A 16,726-nucleotide genomic window follows, 5' to 3' on the forward strand; every position below is an offset into this window, starting at 1 on the left:
TTATTGTCTAGTTCCAAACTTTATTGTCCAGTATGATACTTTATTGTTCGCTTACATTAAAAACTCAATATTCTTTAAGAATTATTCGACTGTAACCGATTTTGCAAGATTTCTCGGCTGATCCACATCTGTGCCTTTCACGCATGCAACATGATATGAGAATAACTGCAATGCGATTGATACTAAAATCGGCGCTGTCATTTCTGGCATATCAGGCAATTCAATTTCATGTCCAAAGCCAATTTTCTGCTGAACTCTACGCTCTTTGAAGATATATAAACGACCATTACGTGCGTTGATTTCTTCTAAGTTTGCAATCATTTTGTCCGTAATTGCATTCTCAGTCACAACTGCAATCACTGGCATATTCTTATCCACCAAAGCCAATGGACCATGCTTCAATTCACCCGCAGGATAGCTTTCTGCATGAATGTAAGAGATCTCTTTTAACTTCAAAGCACCTTCCATCGCGATTGGATATAAAACACCACGCGCAACGAATAAAGCACTTGTAGATTCCGCAAACTCTTCACTCATCTTCTGAATCGTTTCATCCATTGCAAGCATTGCTTCTGAATAAAATGGCAAAGATGTTAATGCATCGCTCATTGCAGAATTGCTATGTTTAGATAAAGCATCCGCCAATGTTAACAATACAGTCAATTGTGTTGTGAATGCTTTTGTTGAAGCCACACCAATTTCACGACCAGCATGAGTTAAGATCGTCCAATTAGATTCACGCGTAATCGCGCTATCTGGGCTATTTGTGATTGCTAAGTAGCCTAAAAATGGCTTTTGCTTCGCCAATTTCAAAGCTTCGATCGTATCTAATGTTTCACCTGACTGTGAAATAGAGATGAACAATGTATTTTTGGGTGTCACACTTTCACGGTAACGATATTCACTTGCCACTTCTACATGGCACGCAATACCAATGGATTCAAACCAATATTTTGCAACTAAGCCTGCGTGATAACTTGTACCACATGCATTGATCTGTACTGCTTCAATTTTACCCGCAACTTCAGCATCACAACCAATCAAAGTTGCTAGATCAGCTTTCAAACGACCTTGCAAGGTTTCACTCAATGCTTTTGGTTGTTCAAAAATCTCTTTTTGCATGTAATGCTTATATAAGCCTTTATCGGCAGCATCATCTGTCGCATAAAGATTTTTAGATGGACGTTTAGCAGTATTACCTGCTTTATCCAAGATTTCAATCGTTTCACGTGTTAAGCGAATGCAGTCAAAATCCTCTAAATAAATGAACTGATTAGTAACTGGCAATAATGCAAATGGATCAGATGCAATGAAGTTTTCACCCAAACCAACACCAATAACTAATGGCGTGCCTTTACGAGCTGCCACTAATTCATCAGGTAATGTTGAATCAATCACAGCAATACTGAAAGCACCTTCTAAATGCGTTAATGCTTTTTGCACTGTTGCAAATAAAGTATCAACATCATTGCGCATAGAATGAATTAAATGCGCGATCACTTCTGTATCTGTTTCAGATGCAAAAGTATAACGACCTGACAATTCATCTTTCAATTCTTGATAATTTTCAATAATGCCATTGTGAACAACAGCAATTGTACCACTTACATGTGGATGTGCATTACGCTCATGTGGTACACCATGTGTTGCCCAACGTGTATGTGCGATACCAAGTGGGCCTTTTAAATCAGCAGCTATAACTTTAGTTTCTAAAGCAGCGACTTTCCCCTGGCTTCGTTCTCGAAATAGTTCGTGTTCATTGATGACAGCAATACCTGCTGAATCGTATCCTCTGTACTCTAAGCGTTTCAATCCTGATAATAAAATAGGGCTAACGTTACGCTCTGCAATTGCTCCAACTATTCCACACATCTACATTCCTTTTTACTTGCTATGAAATGAATATCACTCCCGCAGGAGTGATATTTACATACTTTAATTAACGACTCTTACGAATTTTTAAGTGCTTACCTTTAGCATTCGCTAAGATCAACTTATCTGCCTGAACTTTAGTTTTTGGCTTTTCAACTGCATAAGGGTTTTCACCTGAACGGAAATCCAAACGCACTGGCGTACCAACTAATTTCAATTGCTCACGATAAGTATTCATCAAATAACGAATATAATCAGGTTTCACATGACTCACACGAGAACCATGAATCACGATACGCGGTGGATTTTTACCACCTTGGTGCGCATAACGTAATTTAGGCGCTAAACCTTGTGATACAGGCGGATGATGTCTATGAACCGCAGCTTCTAAGATATTAGACAACTCATTCGTTGTGAATTTACGCATTGCATTGTCATAAGCTTGAATTGCCATTTTCAACACTTTATCCACATTCGTGCCATGTAAGGCAGAAATGAAGATTGGTTGTGTGAAGTCAATGAAAGCAAACTTACGCGTGAATTCAGTTTTAATCCACTCTCTTTCGTGATCAGGCAAATGATCCCATTTATTCACAGCCAATACTAACGCACGACCTGAATCTAATACGTTACCCAATAAGCCTGCATCTTGGTCTGATAAGCCTTCGTGCGCATCAAATACGAATACAACAACGTTAGATTTCTGCATCGCTTCGATACTTTTAATCACGCTGAATTTTTCGATCTTATCATCCACACGGCTACGACGACGAATACCTGCTGTATCAATCAAGATAAAGTCACGATCTTCTTTAGAGAATGGAATCTCTACAGAGTCACGTGTTGTACCCGCAACATCACTTGCCAATACACGTTCTTCACCAATGATACGGTTGATCAACGTTGATTTACCAGCATTAGGACGTCCCAATACTGCTAAACGAATTGGACCATCATCCACAACGATATCATCTTCTTCGTCTTCAGATTCTTCATCATAATCTTCAAACTCTTCTTCCTCGAATTCTAATTCAGGGAAACGAGCAAATGTCGAGATGACTAAATCTAAAATACCACGATTGTGAGCAGCAGACACAGCGATAGGATCGCCCATACCTAAAGCATAGAATGGCGCAATCGCCATATCATCTTCTTTACCTTCTGCTTTATTCACAACAACGATCACGGGCTTATTTGTACGACGAACCATCTCTGCGATTTCTTCATCATAACCTGTTAAATCATTGCGACCATCTACGATAAAGTAGATCAAATCAGCATCTTCAACAGCTTTCCAAACTTGTCCTGCGATTAGGTTATCCATGTGATTACTATCATCACCAGATAAACCACCTGTGTCCAAAATAATGTAAGGTGTTTGTTCTGCACCAACTTTACCCATGCCATAACGGCGATCGCGTGTCAGCCCTGGCTGATCGGCAACCAAAGCATCACGAGTACGAGTTAATGCGTTATATAAGGTAGATTTCCCAACATTTGGGCGCCCTACCAAAGCGATAATCGGTAAATCTTTCATAAATTAGATACTAATACGATAAACATTTCCAGAGTGATCCTGGAAAACCGCACTGCCAGCCAAAGTCAAAACATCAGGCATGAATCCTGATTTACCTACTTTAGTTGAACCAAGTAATTGTCCACTGTTCTTATCTAGAACATGAACATATCCTTCATTATCACCCACGACAATGCGTTCATTAATCAATACAGGACGCGTTAAATGACGAGCGAATAATGCATTGCTCTCCCATTCAACTTTCCCATCACGTTTTGATAATGCACCAATATTGCCATTATCATAAGCAACATATAGTCGAGATGCATCTACTGTTAGACCAGAATAAACGCCTGATTTGGTTTCCCAAAGTTTACGTGCATTCTGTAGAGATACTGCCGCTACACCTGTACGCGCAACAGGCACATAAGCAACATTATTATCAATCACTGGTTCAGCATCAATATCTGCTAAACGAGCCATTTCTGTGCCACCACGAGGATTACTAACTTTTTGTCCCCAAATCACAGCACCAGTTTCAGCATTTAAATAGCCGATTAGACCTAAATCTGTTGGCACTAATAAGTTTTGTCCCACAACAACTGGTGCGGCACCGCCACGCAAACTAACTTCTGGCACTTGAACCATATATGCCCAAGATTTTTCACCTGTTTGAGCATCAAATGTTTCAACTGCACCACCCATAGTACGGATAATGACACGAGATCCTGCAATGACAGGCGTTGTTGTTGGTGCACCATAAAGCTTGGTACTCCAAACTTTTGAGCCATTCGCCGAAGACAATGCAACTAACTCACCAGTTTTTGTGCCCACAAATACTAAGTTGCCATTGGTTGCTGTACCAGTATAAAGTTCATCAACTTTTGTTGCCCAACCTTTCTTACCTGATGTTGCATCCACCGAAGATACAGAGCCATTAGCATTGGCAACATAAAGTGTATTACCACTGTGTGCTACATTAAATCTCAAGCTTGTTTCATCAGAATTACCTAAGCCTGAAACTGACCAAGAAGTTCTCACTAAATTTTTATTTGTGTTTTCTGAAATTGGTGTTGGCGTTGGTGCATTTGTTTTACCTACAAAGAAACCTGAACAACCAGTCACTGCTAAAGTTGCAACCAATACAGCTGAAATTTTTAATTTATTCATACTCTATCCTTCAATTCGAATCTTGGAATGCTCAGCATTAAGCGCCGGTTGATAACTGGTTAATTTTTCTTTGAATCACTGGTGACTGTAAGATATCGAAAGCTTCTGCATAAACAGTTTTTGCATTATCAATACGGCCTTCTTTAACATAGACATCACCCTGTAATGATTTCACTAAACCTGTAAAGCTTTTAGTTGTGATTTGATTCAATTCAGCCATAGATGCTGTGTAATCACTATTTTCATACAAAGCTACAGCCAAACGATAACGGAATAAATCCTTCATCACTGGATCTTTTGTTGCAGCCAATTGTGATTGCAAATCTGCAATTGCACCTTTCAAATCATTATCATTTGCTTGAAATGCTGCTTTTTGTAGCATCGCTAAATCTTTAAAACCTTCAGCTTTAGCATCATTCATTACAGCAGCAATCGCTTTATCATCTAATTTACCTGATTCTAAAGCTTGCTCAAATACATAATAGTTCGTTGCTTGTGTTGATAAACGGTCACTTTTATGGCTTTTATAATAATCCCATCCAATGATGCTACCAATCACAACAATGATCGCAAAAAAGATCCAAGCACCATTTGCTTTTAACCAATCAACGAGTGCTTCTGCACGTTGATCATCTGTTTCAAACTGGTTTAAACTCATCTTATTACCTTTTATTTAATATTTTTTAACCAATCAACCAATTCAGATAATGCGATCTCTTGTTGCTCACCGATTTCTCTTAAATTTTTAATGATGGCAATATTGTTAGCTAATTCATTTTCGCCCAAAATCATGGCAAATCTTGCACCACTTTGATCCGCTTTTTTCATTTGAGATTTCATGCCTGATTCGCCCAATACTGTTGATACTAAGTAATCAGGATAAGCTGTACGAATTTGTTCCATCAGAGATAAACCAGCTTTTTTAGCATCGTTACCTAATAACACAGCAACTAAATCAGTTTGTTGAGTTTCTTCGATTTGTTGTACTTCTTCACACAGCAAATACAAACGCTCCATACCTAAACCAAAACCAATCGCTGGAGTTTTATGACCACCTAACTCTTCAACCATACGATCATAACGACCACCGCCACAAACTGTTGCCTGCGCGCCTAATTTGTCTGTTGTCCATTCAAATACTGTACGAGTATAGTAATCCATACCACGAACAATACGATGATTGATGACATACTTAATGCCCAATGCATCTAAGTATTCACATAATTTCTTAAAGTGTTCTGCTGATTCTTCAGTCAAATGATCCAACAATGTTGGTGCTTTATTCAATAAATCTTGCATAGCAGGATTTTTAGAATCCAAAATACGCAAAGGATTTGTTTTCAAACGTCGCAAGCTATCTTCATCCAACAACTCAATATTATCTTCAAAATATTTTACAATCACGTCACGATAACGTTTACGACACTCTTCTGTACCCATTGAGTTGAGTTCTAAAGTTACGTACTCAGAAACACCTAATTTTTCCCACAAACGACTGATCATTGCTAAAATTTCTGCATCCACATCTGGTGATTCGATGCCAAACACTTCAATATCAGCTTGGTTAAATTGGCGATAACGACCGTGTTGTGGTTTGTCATAACGGAAAACTGAGCCAATTTGCCATACTTTTTGCACTTGATTGTAGAACAATCCATGCTGAATCCCTGAGCGAACAATACCTGCTGTTAATTCAGGGCGCAATGCCAAACTTGTTTTTTCATCACTGTCAGAAAAAACATACATCTCTTTTTCAACAATATCTGTCACTTCACCCAAAGAACGTGTAAATAATCTCGTTTCTTCTACGATCGGGGTGCGAATTTCACGATAACCATACTGTGCAAATAATTGACGGAATGTACCTTCAATATATTGCCATTTAGCAGTTTGGGTAGGTAAAGCATCGTGCATTCCTTTCACAGATTGAATCTTTTGACTCATGACTTAATTCTCTTCCTTAGGCTCTAATTTAATTTTTGAAACAGTTGTTCTAGCAGTCGGGCGATAAACTTTTTCATCCACCACATCACCATTGAACATTAATTTATCAATACTTTGCGCATTACCAATGTGCAATGAAAAAGGTGCTTCACCTTCCAAATGATATGTTGCATTAGCAGGCAAAACTTCGTTCATTAATACTTTTTTATTTTTATCACGGATTTGCACCCAGCATTCCGCATTATTTAAGGTCAGTGATAATGAAGAAATACCCACAGGTAACTGAACTTTTTCTTGCATTGTCACATCAGCAGATTGATCAGAATTGACAGAAGCCAATGTTAAAGAACCATCGCGAATGATTTGTTCAACTTCAAACGCTGATAAGGCAGATTTTTCATCCATATTAGGCGCAACATTAGCAATCACTGAATTAACATTACTATCATTCATCATGATAGATGGCGTAGAAATTGATTGAGTAGTTGATGCTAACTGTATAGGCTGCTGTATTTCTTCTTCAATCAATGCTTGCTCCTCATCTGAAAGTGCACTTGCAGTATCACGAATAATCTTCTCTGGTGTTGGCTTAATATTAAAAATATCAGTCACTTTATCGCCATAAATAAAGTAAATTGCAATGCCAGCACCCAATAATGCGACTAAAATCACAGAATACCATTTAAAAAATGAACGATGAACCATACGTTTATCTTCGTTCAACTGAGCACGAATCAGGCTTTCCGTTTTTTCTTCTTTAAAAGGATCTTCTAATTGTATGAGTAACGCATCAATTTCCACACGATCAATTTTTAAATAATCTGCATATTTCTTCACATAGTTTCTAATATACAAAAGCGAACCTAGTCGCTCATAGCGACCATCTTCTAAATCTTGTAATACTTGAGCTCGTATTGATAAAACTCTAGAGGCATCCTGCAATGAAGCTTGACGATTTTCTCTTGCATCTTTCAATTGTTGAGCTAATTCATCTTTAATCATATTGTCTCTTTGTTATTAGAATTATTGGCCTTGATTCATAGCAATAACATTCTCATACTTGCTAATTTCAGCTTGATCGCGTGCCTTTTTTGCAGCTTCCAAACCTAGATAAACACTATTAGGCTCATAACCATATGCATCATGATAACGATCTAAAGCAGGAAAAACTTCATTCTGACGGTTCAACTCATTCAATGCAATTGCCTTAAAGTAATAGGTATCTGCATAATTTGGATTAGCTGCAATGGCACGATCTGCATACTCATTACCTTTTACAGGATTTTTATGGACTAAATAGCAAGCAGCTGCAGCGCTATACATACCAGCTTTCAATTCCGATGGCGCATTGTCTGCAATTCTAGCCATAGTCTCTGTTGCGGAAGCATCATATGGGCCACATTGGATCATCGCATAATGTTTTACTGCCATTCGATCCATTGGGTTTATTGCAATCGCTTTAGAGTAGAATGCAATAGCGTCACTTTTTTTTCCTTGGCGTTCTTGAGACACACCTAACATTACATAGAGCTCAGAAAAATCAGGGTATTTTTTCACTAAAGACATCAGTTTTTCATTTGCTACTTGGTATTCACCGCTACCAATATAACCAACACCCATTTGATAAGTTAATTTATCTGTTTCTGGTAAACTTTCAATTGTCATACCTGATGACTTTATGGAAGTACTTGTACCTTGAGTTGTTGTACATGCTAACAACGTAGATGAAAGCAATAACACTGCTAAATACCGCATAATCTACCTCTTCTATATCTTTAATTAATCCGATGCTTTGTGATTGTATCAAGAATTTTCTGTTTTTGTGCGCTTAGTTCGATCTTTCACGCGCCCAGCTAACTGACCACATGCCGCATCGATATCTTCACCTCTTGTCTTACGAATCGTCGTGACAACGCCTTGTCTTTGCAAGATTTCTTTGAAGCGATTGATACGATTCATGGATGAACATTCATAGCCTGAATTCGGAAATGGATTAAATGGAATCAAATTCACTTTACCAGGAATGTCTTTAATTAGTTTCGCTAATGCAAAAGCATCTTCTTCTTTATCATTCACATCCTTTAACATAACATATTCCCAAGTAATTTTGCGATATGCTGATGAATCAGTGATGTAGTTTTTACATGCTTCTAATAATTGCGCTAATGGATATTTCTTATTGATTGGCACAATCTCATCACGCAATGTATCGTAAGGTGCATGTAATGAAATTGCCAATGATACATCTGAAACTTCTTTCAAACGATAAAGTGCAGGCACAACACCTGATGTACTCAATGTTACACGGCGCTTAGATAAGCCAAAACCATAATCATTCAGCATCACATCAATGGCTTGCGTCACATTTGTAAAATTCAACAATGGCTCACCCATTCCCATGAGCACCACATTCGTCACACGACGATTTTGACTTTGCTGAGTGTCATTCTCATATTCGCCCAACAGCTTTTTAGCAAGCATCACCTGCCCTACGATTTCTGCTGTGCTTAAATTTCGGTTAAAACCTTGGCGTGCAGTTGAGCAGAAAGTACATTCTAATGCACAACCCACTTGTGACGAAACACACAAGGTTCCACGATCATCTTCTGGAATGAATACCATTTCGATCGCATTGCCTGACTCTAATTGAATCAGCCATTTATGAGTACCATCACTCGATGGCTGATCCAACAAAACTTTAGGTAAATCAAAAACAAGTCGTGACTTTAATTTTTCACGTGTTTGTTTTGAAATATCAGTCATATCATCAATAGACTCAGCGCCTTTATGATAGACCCATTTCATAATCTGCATGGCACGATAAGGCTTTTCGCCAATCTCTTCACAGAGTTCGAGCATTGCTTGATAAGTTAAACCATACAAATTCTTTTCCACTACATTACTCACGACTTGATTCACTTTTTACTTAAAATTAACGGTTACAAACTTTTACTGGTGCAACTGCATTTGCGCCGAAGAAATATTCGATTTCTACAGCGGCTGTTTCTGCAGCATCTGAACCATGAACAGCGTTTGCATCGATGCTATCTGCGAAATCAGCACGGATTGTACCTGGTGCTGCTTCTTTAGGGTTTGTTGCACCCATGATTTCACGGTGCTTAGCGATTGCGTTTTCGCCTTCCAATACTTGCATCATTACTGGACCAGAAACCATGAACTGTACTAAATCATTAAAGAAAGGACGCTCTTTATGTACAGCGTAGAAACCTTCAGCTTCTGCTTGAGTTAAATGAACCATTTTAGCAGCAACGATTTTGAAACCTGCTTTTTCAAAACGTGTATAGATTTCGCCGATTACATTTTTTGCAACTGCGTCTGGTTTGATGATAGAGAAAGTACGTTCAATAGCCATTAAATACTCCTTAAAGCTTCACGATAGCTAAACAAATAAATTGATTTATGTTTTCATGATAAAAACCGTGGAATTCTAACATAAAAAAGCATTATCTCTTAATAATCCTGTAAATTTTTTATGACTATATTTTCTATAGATTAAGTTTTTCCCTATTCACCACTGCAATTGGACGATTTTTTATTTTATATCAGGCTCATGATATGATGGTAGATCGTTTTATTATCCAACTGCTTTGAGAATGTCTATGCTATCCACATTAAATGCAGCGCAATATGATGCTGTTACCGCTCCTTTAGGTCCTGTTCGTGTACTTGCTGGTGCGGGTTCTGGTAAAACTCGCGTATTGGTTGCGCGCATTGCATGGTTGTTGGAAACAGAACAAACAACACCACATGGCATTTTAGCTGTAACATTCACCAATAAAGCAGCATTGGAAATGCGTACTCGCTTGGAATCTTCCCTCAAGCGCCCCTTACGTAATTTATGGCTAGGTACATTCCATTCATTATGCCATCGCCTATTACGTTTACATCACGTAGAAGCAAAATTGGATCAAAACTTCCAAATCATGGACAGTGATGATCAATTGCGTTTATGCAAAAGATTACTCCGTGAACGTGGTATTGATGAAAAAATTGTGAACCCAAAAGCATTGCAAGGATTCATTGGCAACAATAAAGATGAAGGCAGAAGAGCAAGCCACATTGAAAGACGCCCCAATCAAGCCCATAACACAATGATTGAACTATATGCTCAATATCAAGCCATTTGTGACCAATCAAGCTTAGTAGATTTCTCTGAAATTCTTTTACGCACTCTAGAAATGCTTCGTGACAATGATGCTCTTTTAAAACATTACCAGGAACGCTTCCAATTCGTTTTAGTGGACGAATTCCAAGATACCAATAGCATTCAATATGCTTGGCTAAGAATGCTAAGCGGCAAACATCAACAAATTTTTGTTGTGGGCGATGACGATCAATCGATTTATGGCTGGCGCGGTGCACGTGTTGAAAACATTCTAAATTTTGATCAAGATTTTCCAAACAGTACAACTGTTCGTTTAGAACAAAATTACCGCTCCACTTCTACAATTTTGGATGCTGCCAATAGTGTGATTGAAAAAAACAATGAACGTTTACCGAAAAAACTTTGGACAGACAATAGCGATGATTCACAAATCACACAATACAGCGCAATGGATGCTTATGAAGAGGCACAATTCGTTGTAGGGAAAATCAAAGAGGCTACTGACAATGGTGTTGCCCGCAAAAAACAAGCAATTTTATATCGCTCAAACGCACAATCTCGTATTTTTGAAGAAGTTCTATTACGTGCCAATATTCCTTATCGAATTTACGGTGGTTTACGATTCTTCGATCGTGCTGAAATTAAAGACATCACGAGCTATTTGCGTTTGATTGTCAACAATAATGATGATATTTCTTTTGAGCGCGCCATCACAACACCTGCAAAAGGCGTTGGCGCTGCAACTATTGAGAAAATTCGTTTAGAAGCCATGCAAGCCGAAGTTTCACTATGGGATGCAATGGATAATATCTTAGAAAGCCAAAGCTTAGCCAAACGCGCACAAAATGCTTTGATGGGCTTTAGATTATTAATTACTGAATTACATGATACATTGGATGATGTGACTTTGGATCAATTCATCCAAGATGTGATCACAAAAGTGGAATTAGAAGCACATTACAAAAAAGAACCAATGGGGCGCGGTGAAGATCGCATTGAGAACCTAAACGAATTCATTTCAGCAAGCCGTCAATTTGTCGAAGACTACAACAATGAACCTGACTCCCCACCTTTAACTTCACATGGTTATTTATCAGAGTTTTTAGGGCAAATCACATTAGATTCAGCTGTCAATGCAGACACTGATAATGATGATAAAATCCAATTGATGACATTGCATAGCTCCAAAGGCTTGGAGTTTGATCATGTCTATTTAGTTGGCATGGATGATGGCTTATTCCCTAGTGAAAGCTCCATCAATGATCCAGCACGCTTAGAAGAAGAACGCAGATTGGCTTATGTTGGCATTACACGCGCCAAACAGTTACTGACATTGACCACAGCAGCTTCTCGCATGATTCATGGTAAAACAGTTTATCTTTCACCTTCTTGCTTCATCAGAGATATTCCATTGCACTTAATCAAAGCTCAAGGTCAGAAAGTTTCGATCTCTAAACCAATGACAGCTCGTGGTAATAGTTATGGCGCATCAACTCAAGATCAATCTATGAATGGTTTTGCATTGGGTCAATTGGTTTCTCATCCTGTATTCAATGAAGGTGTGATTACAAATTTTGAAGGTGTCGGTGATCATGCTCGTGTGACCGTTAATTTCAAACAAGCAGGCTCTAAAACATTAGTTTTAGCTTATGCAAAACTGACAATTATTTAATTCTATACTCATCATCTTTCAAAATTTGTTAAGTATTTACTTATAAACTTTCTCGCCTATGGCGAGAAAGCAGAAATTCGAAATTATTTAGACATAATATTATTAAACAATTGTAAAGATTAATTAAAAACCACTATAGTTATATTATAATTCAAGGATGATTCAAATTTAAAAAGGAATATGTTTTGAAAAAACGTTTCATCGTTGTGTTATTCAGTACACTATTTAGCTTATCAAATATCAGCTTTGCGCAATCGGATTATGGCTGTAAAAAGAAAGAGAATAATCTACAAATTCAACTCAGATATGCAGAGCAACATGGCAATGTTCAACGTGCCGAAAATCTCAAACGCGCTATTTTAAATGTCCGCGAATATTGTGGCAAAAAAAATTATATTGAAGATCAAGATCTCAAATTAAATGATGAAGTTTATCGACAAAATCTCACTGAAAAGATCGCTAAACAACAATCCAAAATTGCGGAAGCGGAAGCTGAATTAGAAAAAGCAAAAATTTCAGGAAAGCCTAAGAAAATTCGTGAAAAAACTGAAAAAGTCCAAGAACGCCAACAAAAACTTGAAGATTATCAACAAGAACTCAAAAGCTTGTTAGATCAGTAAATATCTATTCTAAACAAGAAGGAAGATAAATCACTTTGGCTTCTTGTTTAAAACATTAAACTAGCCTATGCTCAATGTTAATCCAATTATTACTCATTGACATTCGCCATGATCGCACCACAGCCCATCGGTTATACAATAAAAGAAACTGCATTTTGGAAAATTGTAATTTTACTGGGTGCAACCTCAGTTTTTATTTTTGCCAATCTCTATTCTTTTCAGCCGATCCTGCCTGTTTTAGCAAAAGAATTTAATGTTTCCAGCACTTACATCAGCCTAACTTTTTCTTTTTCAATTATTGGGATGATCATTGGATTAAACATTTTTGGTTCATTAAGCGATCGGCTCGGTCGTAAAAACTTCATTCTTTTGTCTCTCTTTCTCTCTTCTTTATTACTTGTACTCATTGCCAGTACAAATTCCCTACCTTTCATTTTAGTCTTACGATTTTTTCAAGGCATGGTTACTGGAGCATTGCCTGCATCAGCTCTCGCATATTTAAACGAAGAAATTGATAAACAAGATCAAAAGTTTGCCATTGCATTTTATATTGCAGCCAATGCCGTTGGCGGATCCTTGGGTCGCGTAATGTCTGGTGTGATTACTCACTATTACTCTTGGCACACTGCACTTTATATCTTTGGTGCATTAGGATTAATCACAGCAACCATCATGCTCTTTCTACTGCCAAAATCTAATAATTTTTCACCGAATAAAGGCTCTATTCTCTCAACATTTTCAGGGATTGGTTTTCATCTAAAAAATCCTGTATTGAGACGATATTTTCTTATCGGATTAATCATTCAATTGGCCTATACTGGCATTTGGACATATTTGCCATTTCACTTAAGCGGTGCACCATTTTTCCTATCCACTGGCGCGATCAGCTCATTTTTCCTTGCACTCATGTTAGGCATTCCAAGCGCCCCAATTGTTAGCTTATTAACCAATCGATTCAAATTAAGCTTTGTATTGATCAGTATGTTGATACTACTCGGATTAGGCACTTTATTAACCATTTTTAATAATCTGTTACTCATTACAATTGGGCTTGCCTTATTAAGCTTCGCAATGTTTGCTGCACATTCACTAGCTGCAGCGTTAATTAACCTGCATGCTGAAAGCTATAAAGGCACGGCATCAAGTTTATACTTTGTGGCTTATTACATTGGTGTAGCAATTGGTAGTACATTATTTGCCCCCATTTGGCACGTTTTCGGCTGGTATGCCGTTGTTGGCATTGCTTCTGCATTACCCATTTCATACGCCATTGCTTTAAAACTCATGGATGATCAATAACAGATTTGGCTGAATTTATTGGTTCAATTGCAAAAATTAACTATAAATATTTAAGAATGCTCTTTATAATCGCCTAATTTTTATACTGTGGAAATTATATGAGCCCAAGTTTATTAGCATTATTAGATGACATTACTGCTGTGCTGGATGATGTTGCATCCATGACAAAACTCGCCACAAAGAAAACAGCTGGCGTATTGACAGATGATCTCGCTGTAAATGCCCAACAAGTAGTTGGCGTGCAAGCAAGCCGAGAAATCCCTGTGGTTTGGTCTGTGGCTAAAGGTTCGTTCATCAATAAACTTTTGATCATTCCCGCAGCATTGTTAATCAATGCCTTTGCACCTTGGTTAATGGTTGTGTTATTGATCATTGGTGGCGCTTATTTATGCTTTGAGGGTGCTGAAAAGATTCATCACACTTTATTTCATAAAAATAGTGATAAACAGAAAGTTTTACTGAATGAAACAGGTGAAGTAATCACTGATGAAATGATCCAAAAAATGGAAAAAGATAAAATCAAAGGCGCAATTCGTACAGACTTTATCTTATCAGCTGAAATTATTGTGATTACATTGCACACTGTGGCTAATTACTCATTAACCATTCAAATTATGACATTGTTGAGCATCGCTATTTTAATCACTATGGGTGTTTATGGATTAGTTGCTGGTATCATCAAAATGGATGATTTAGGTTACTGGATGATGAAGAATGCAAAAGCAGCAAGCTTGAAAGCCAAAACAGGTTTAATGCTCATCAATGCAGCACCTTATTTGATGAAAATTTTAGGATTCATCGGTACAGTTGCAATGTTCTTAGTGGGCGGTGGCATCATCATTGGTGAAGTACCACAATTAATCGCATTACAAAATAACTGGATCACAATGCTCAATGAATATTTCTTTAAGCATTTTGTGGGCATTATTTATAGCTTCATTTTAGGTTTCATTGTTGGCTATATCGTATTAGCTGGTCATGCAATCTACGTAAAATTATTCAATAAAGCACACTGATTATTACCATAATACATTCAAAACTTAATCATGCTCCTATTGGGGTATGATTAAGTTATAAATTGTGTGAATCTAGGATTCTCGGGCATTCGCTCTTGAATCCTTTTTTGATTCAGCAAAATATCTGCTTCTGTTACAACATAATCCTGCCATAACTCAGTATATTCACTGACGCTCTCGGGTCATTTATAAACCACATTGAATCCACGATCTAAACACTCTTGATGCAATGCATCATATCGCTGTTTCAAAAACTTGAGCTTATTTCGAAAGAATGTGACATGCCCAGCACCCAATAAATAAGCTTTCACTGAACTCAATGGTACTTGCCCTTCTCTTTTCACAATATCATTGGGGATTCGCGTTAATTCACGATGTTCAGCAAGCAAATGCTGATCACATAATTCTGTTACTGCAACAACATTAATCCTAGTCATAATCGCCAACTGTCAAAGTTAAATATAATTCTGTCAAACATTGTCAACAACAAGTAAAAGTCAGAAAAGTTAATATTCGCTAAAAAAAGATAATGATATATTTCTCACACTTTCTCAAACACATATATCGCTTAGGAGCGAACATGAAAAAATTAGCCTTCATCACTTTAATGGCAGCAACATTATCATTAGCATCAGCGCAATACACAGGCCCACAAGGAGATGCTAATACAAATGGCAGGTACAATGGTCCAACATTGAGCCAATCCATCACCACAGTACGTGAAGCAAAAACATTACGCGATGATGTTCACATTAAAATGCGTGGCAAAATTGTAAAACATTCTCACAAAGATAAATACATTTTCAGCGATGGCACAGGTGAAGTAACTGTTGAAATCGACCGTGATGAATGGAATGGGCTGAATATCAATGCTGATGACATTGTTGAAATTGGTGGTGAAATTGATAAAGATTGGAACACGATTGAAATGGACGTGGATTATATCGCTAAAGTTCAATAATTGATCAAATTTTAGATGTCAAAGATTGTAAATGAGCCGTAAAACTTAGAAAAGCCATTATCCATTCTAAAACAAGAGTGTTATATTTAGTCTCACAAATTATTACTGAATTGAAACTAGGAGCCACACATGAAAAAGCTTGCGATTGCAACTTTTATGATTTTGAGTATCTCAACTGCCTCAGCACAATATTTAGGTCCGCAGGATGATCAAAACATTCCTGGTGGATATAAAGGTCCTTCTTTGAGCCAATCCATCACAACTGTGAAAGAAGCAATGACATTGCGTGATGATGCTTATGTAAAAATGCGCGGTAAAATCGTTAAACATTCTCACAAAGATAAGTACATTTTCAGCGATGGTACAGGCGATATCACGATTGAAATTGATAAAGAAAAATGGCGTGGTTTGTCTGTAGATGCTGATGACTTAGTTGAAATCGTTGGCGAAGTGGACAAAGATTGGAACTCTGTAGAAATTGATGTGGATTACATCACAAAAGTGCAATAACGCAATAAACTCTCTCTCGA

The 16,726-nt window shown here is 37.5% G+C and carries 15 protein-coding genes and 1 pseudogene; 6 read left to right on the forward strand and 10 right to left on the reverse strand.

Features of this window, described 5'->3' with window-relative positions:
• Positions 1-81 precede the first annotated feature (81 nt).
• The 9 genes from glmS to ndk form a co-directional block, all read right to left on the reverse strand.
• Positions 82-1,872, reverse strand: a complete 1,791-nt coding sequence (gene glmS, locus BZK16_RS01160; RefSeq protein WP_077927069.1) for a glutamine--fructose-6-phosphate transaminase (isomerizing) — start codon at positions 1,870-1,872, stop codon at positions 82-84.
• A gap of 67 nt (positions 1,873-1,939) precedes the next feature.
• A complete protein-coding gene (der, locus tag BZK16_RS01165; RefSeq protein ID WP_077927070.1) occupies positions 1,940-3,409 on the reverse strand; it encodes a ribosome biogenesis GTPase Der in 1,470 nt (489 codons plus the stop codon).
• 3 nt (positions 3,410-3,412) lie between these two features.
• Positions 3,413-4,558, reverse strand: a complete 1,146-nt coding sequence (bamB, locus tag BZK16_RS01170) for an outer membrane protein assembly factor BamB (protein ID WP_077927071.1) — start codon at positions 4,556-4,558, stop codon at positions 3,413-3,415.
• A gap of 37 nt (positions 4,559-4,595) precedes the next feature.
• Entirely contained in the window at positions 4,596-5,216 is a 621-nt protein-coding gene (locus BZK16_RS01175) for a YfgM family protein (protein WP_077927072.1), read from the reverse strand.
• Between the two features lie 11 nt (positions 5,217-5,227).
• A complete protein-coding gene (gene hisS / locus BZK16_RS01180) occupies positions 5,228-6,502 on the reverse strand; it encodes a histidine--tRNA ligase (RefSeq protein ID WP_077927073.1) in 1,275 nt (424 codons plus the stop codon).
• 3 nt (positions 6,503-6,505) lie between these two features.
• On the reverse strand, positions 6,506-7,504 hold the full coding sequence (locus BZK16_RS01185) for a RodZ domain-containing protein (protein WP_077927074.1): 999 nt from the start codon (positions 7,502-7,504) through the stop codon (positions 6,506-6,508).
• Positions 7,505-7,525: 21 nt separating this feature from the next.
• A complete protein-coding gene (locus BZK16_RS01190; RefSeq protein ID WP_077927075.1) occupies positions 7,526-8,257 on the reverse strand; it encodes a tetratricopeptide repeat protein in 732 nt (243 codons plus the stop codon).
• Positions 8,258-8,305: 48 nt separating this feature from the next.
• Positions 8,306-9,409 carry a 23S rRNA (adenine(2503)-C(2))-methyltransferase RlmN gene (rlmN, locus tag BZK16_RS01195; RefSeq protein ID WP_077927076.1) on the reverse strand — a complete coding sequence of 368 codons (1,104 nt, stop codon included), beginning with the start codon at positions 9,407-9,409 and terminating at the stop codon, positions 8,306-8,308.
• A 25-nt stretch (positions 9,410-9,434) separates the two neighbouring features.
• Positions 9,435-9,875, reverse strand: a complete 441-nt coding sequence (gene ndk, locus BZK16_RS01200) for a nucleoside-diphosphate kinase (RefSeq protein ID WP_077927077.1) — start codon at positions 9,873-9,875, stop codon at positions 9,435-9,437.
• 241 nt (positions 9,876-10,116) lie between these two features.
• On the opposite strand from ndk, the gene uvrD reads away from it, so the two are divergent.
• The 4 genes from uvrD (at position 10,117) to BZK16_RS01220 (ending at position 15,235) form a co-directional block, all read left to right on the forward strand.
• On the forward strand, positions 10,117-12,300 hold the full coding sequence (uvrD, locus tag BZK16_RS01205) for a DNA helicase II (RefSeq protein WP_077927078.1): 2,184 nt from the start codon (positions 10,117-10,119) through the stop codon (positions 12,298-12,300).
• A gap of 185 nt (positions 12,301-12,485) precedes the next feature.
• Positions 12,486-12,920 (forward strand): DUF1090 family protein, encoded by a 435-nt coding sequence (locus tag BZK16_RS01210; protein ID WP_077927079.1) that lies wholly within the window; start codon positions 12,486-12,488, stop codon positions 12,918-12,920.
• Between the two features lie 108 nt (positions 12,921-13,028).
• A complete protein-coding gene (locus BZK16_RS01215; protein WP_077927080.1) occupies positions 13,029-14,219 on the forward strand; it encodes an MFS transporter in 1,191 nt (396 codons plus the stop codon).
• Positions 14,220-14,317: 98 nt separating this feature from the next.
• Positions 14,318-15,235 (forward strand): DUF808 domain-containing protein, encoded by a 918-nt coding sequence (locus BZK16_RS01220; RefSeq protein ID WP_077927081.1) that lies wholly within the window; start codon positions 14,318-14,320, stop codon positions 15,233-15,235.
• A 50-nt stretch (positions 15,236-15,285) separates the two neighbouring features.
• Here BZK16_RS01220 and BZK16_RS01225 read toward each other — a convergent pair.
• Positions 15,286-15,672, reverse strand: a pseudogene (locus BZK16_RS01225) (pyrimidine dimer DNA glycosylase/endonuclease V).
• Between the two features lie 143 nt (positions 15,673-15,815).
• Here BZK16_RS01225 and BZK16_RS01230 point away from each other — a divergent pair.
• Both BZK16_RS01230 and BZK16_RS01235 read left to right on the forward strand, forming a co-directional pair.
• Positions 15,816-16,196 carry a YgiW/YdeI family stress tolerance OB fold protein gene (locus tag BZK16_RS01230; RefSeq protein WP_077927082.1) on the forward strand — a complete coding sequence of 127 codons (381 nt, stop codon included), beginning with the start codon at positions 15,816-15,818 and terminating at the stop codon, positions 16,194-16,196.
• A 129-nt stretch (positions 16,197-16,325) separates the two neighbouring features.
• Positions 16,326-16,706, forward strand: a complete 381-nt coding sequence (locus BZK16_RS01235; RefSeq protein WP_077927083.1) for a YgiW/YdeI family stress tolerance OB fold protein — start codon at positions 16,326-16,328, stop codon at positions 16,704-16,706.
• Positions 16,707-16,726 lie beyond the last annotated feature (20 nt).

The sequence above is a fragment of the Wohlfahrtiimonas populi genome, from assembly GCF_002006795.1.
Taxonomy (GTDB): domain Bacteria; phylum Pseudomonadota; class Gammaproteobacteria; order Cardiobacteriales; family Wohlfahrtiimonadaceae; genus Wohlfahrtiimonas; species Wohlfahrtiimonas populi.

Bases quoted from the DNA above. Each gene is read 5' to 3' on its own strand.
- glmS (WP_077927069.1), bottom strand. From the start codon at position 1,872: ATGTGTGGAATAGTTGGAGCAATTGCAGAGCGTAACGTTAGCCCTATT.
- der (WP_077927070.1), bottom strand. From the start codon at position 3,409: ATGAAAGATTTACCGATTATCGCTTTGGTAGGGCGCCCAAATGTTGGG.
- bamB (WP_077927071.1), bottom strand. From the start codon at position 4,558: ATGAATAAATTAAAAATTTCAGCTGTATTGGTTGCAACTTTAGCAGTG.
- BZK16_RS01175 (WP_077927072.1), bottom strand. From the start codon at position 5,216: ATGAGTTTAAACCAGTTTGAAACAGATGATCAACGTGCAGAAGCACTC.
- hisS (WP_077927073.1), bottom strand. From the start codon at position 6,502: ATGAGTCAAAAGATTCAATCTGTGAAAGGAATGCACGATGCTTTACCT.
- BZK16_RS01185 (WP_077927074.1), bottom strand. From the start codon at position 7,504: ATGATTAAAGATGAATTAGCTCAACAATTGAAAGATGCAAGAGAAAAT.
- BZK16_RS01190 (WP_077927075.1), bottom strand. From the start codon at position 8,257: ATGCGGTATTTAGCAGTGTTATTGCTTTCATCTACGTTGTTAGCATGT.
- ndk (WP_077927077.1), bottom strand. From the start codon at position 9,875: ATGGCTATTGAACGTACTTTCTCTATCATCAAACCAGACGCAGTTGCA.
- uvrD (WP_077927078.1), top strand. From the start codon at position 10,117: ATGTCTATGCTATCCACATTAAATGCAGCGCAATATGATGCTGTTACC.
- BZK16_RS01215 (WP_077927080.1), top strand. From the start codon at position 13,029: ATGATCGCACCACAGCCCATCGGTTATACAATAAAAGAAACTGCATTT.
- BZK16_RS01220 (WP_077927081.1), top strand. From the start codon at position 14,318: ATGAGCCCAAGTTTATTAGCATTATTAGATGACATTACTGCTGTGCTG.
- BZK16_RS01230 (WP_077927082.1), top strand. From the start codon at position 15,816: ATGAAAAAATTAGCCTTCATCACTTTAATGGCAGCAACATTATCATTA.
- BZK16_RS01235 (WP_077927083.1), top strand. From the start codon at position 16,326: ATGAAAAAGCTTGCGATTGCAACTTTTATGATTTTGAGTATCTCAACT.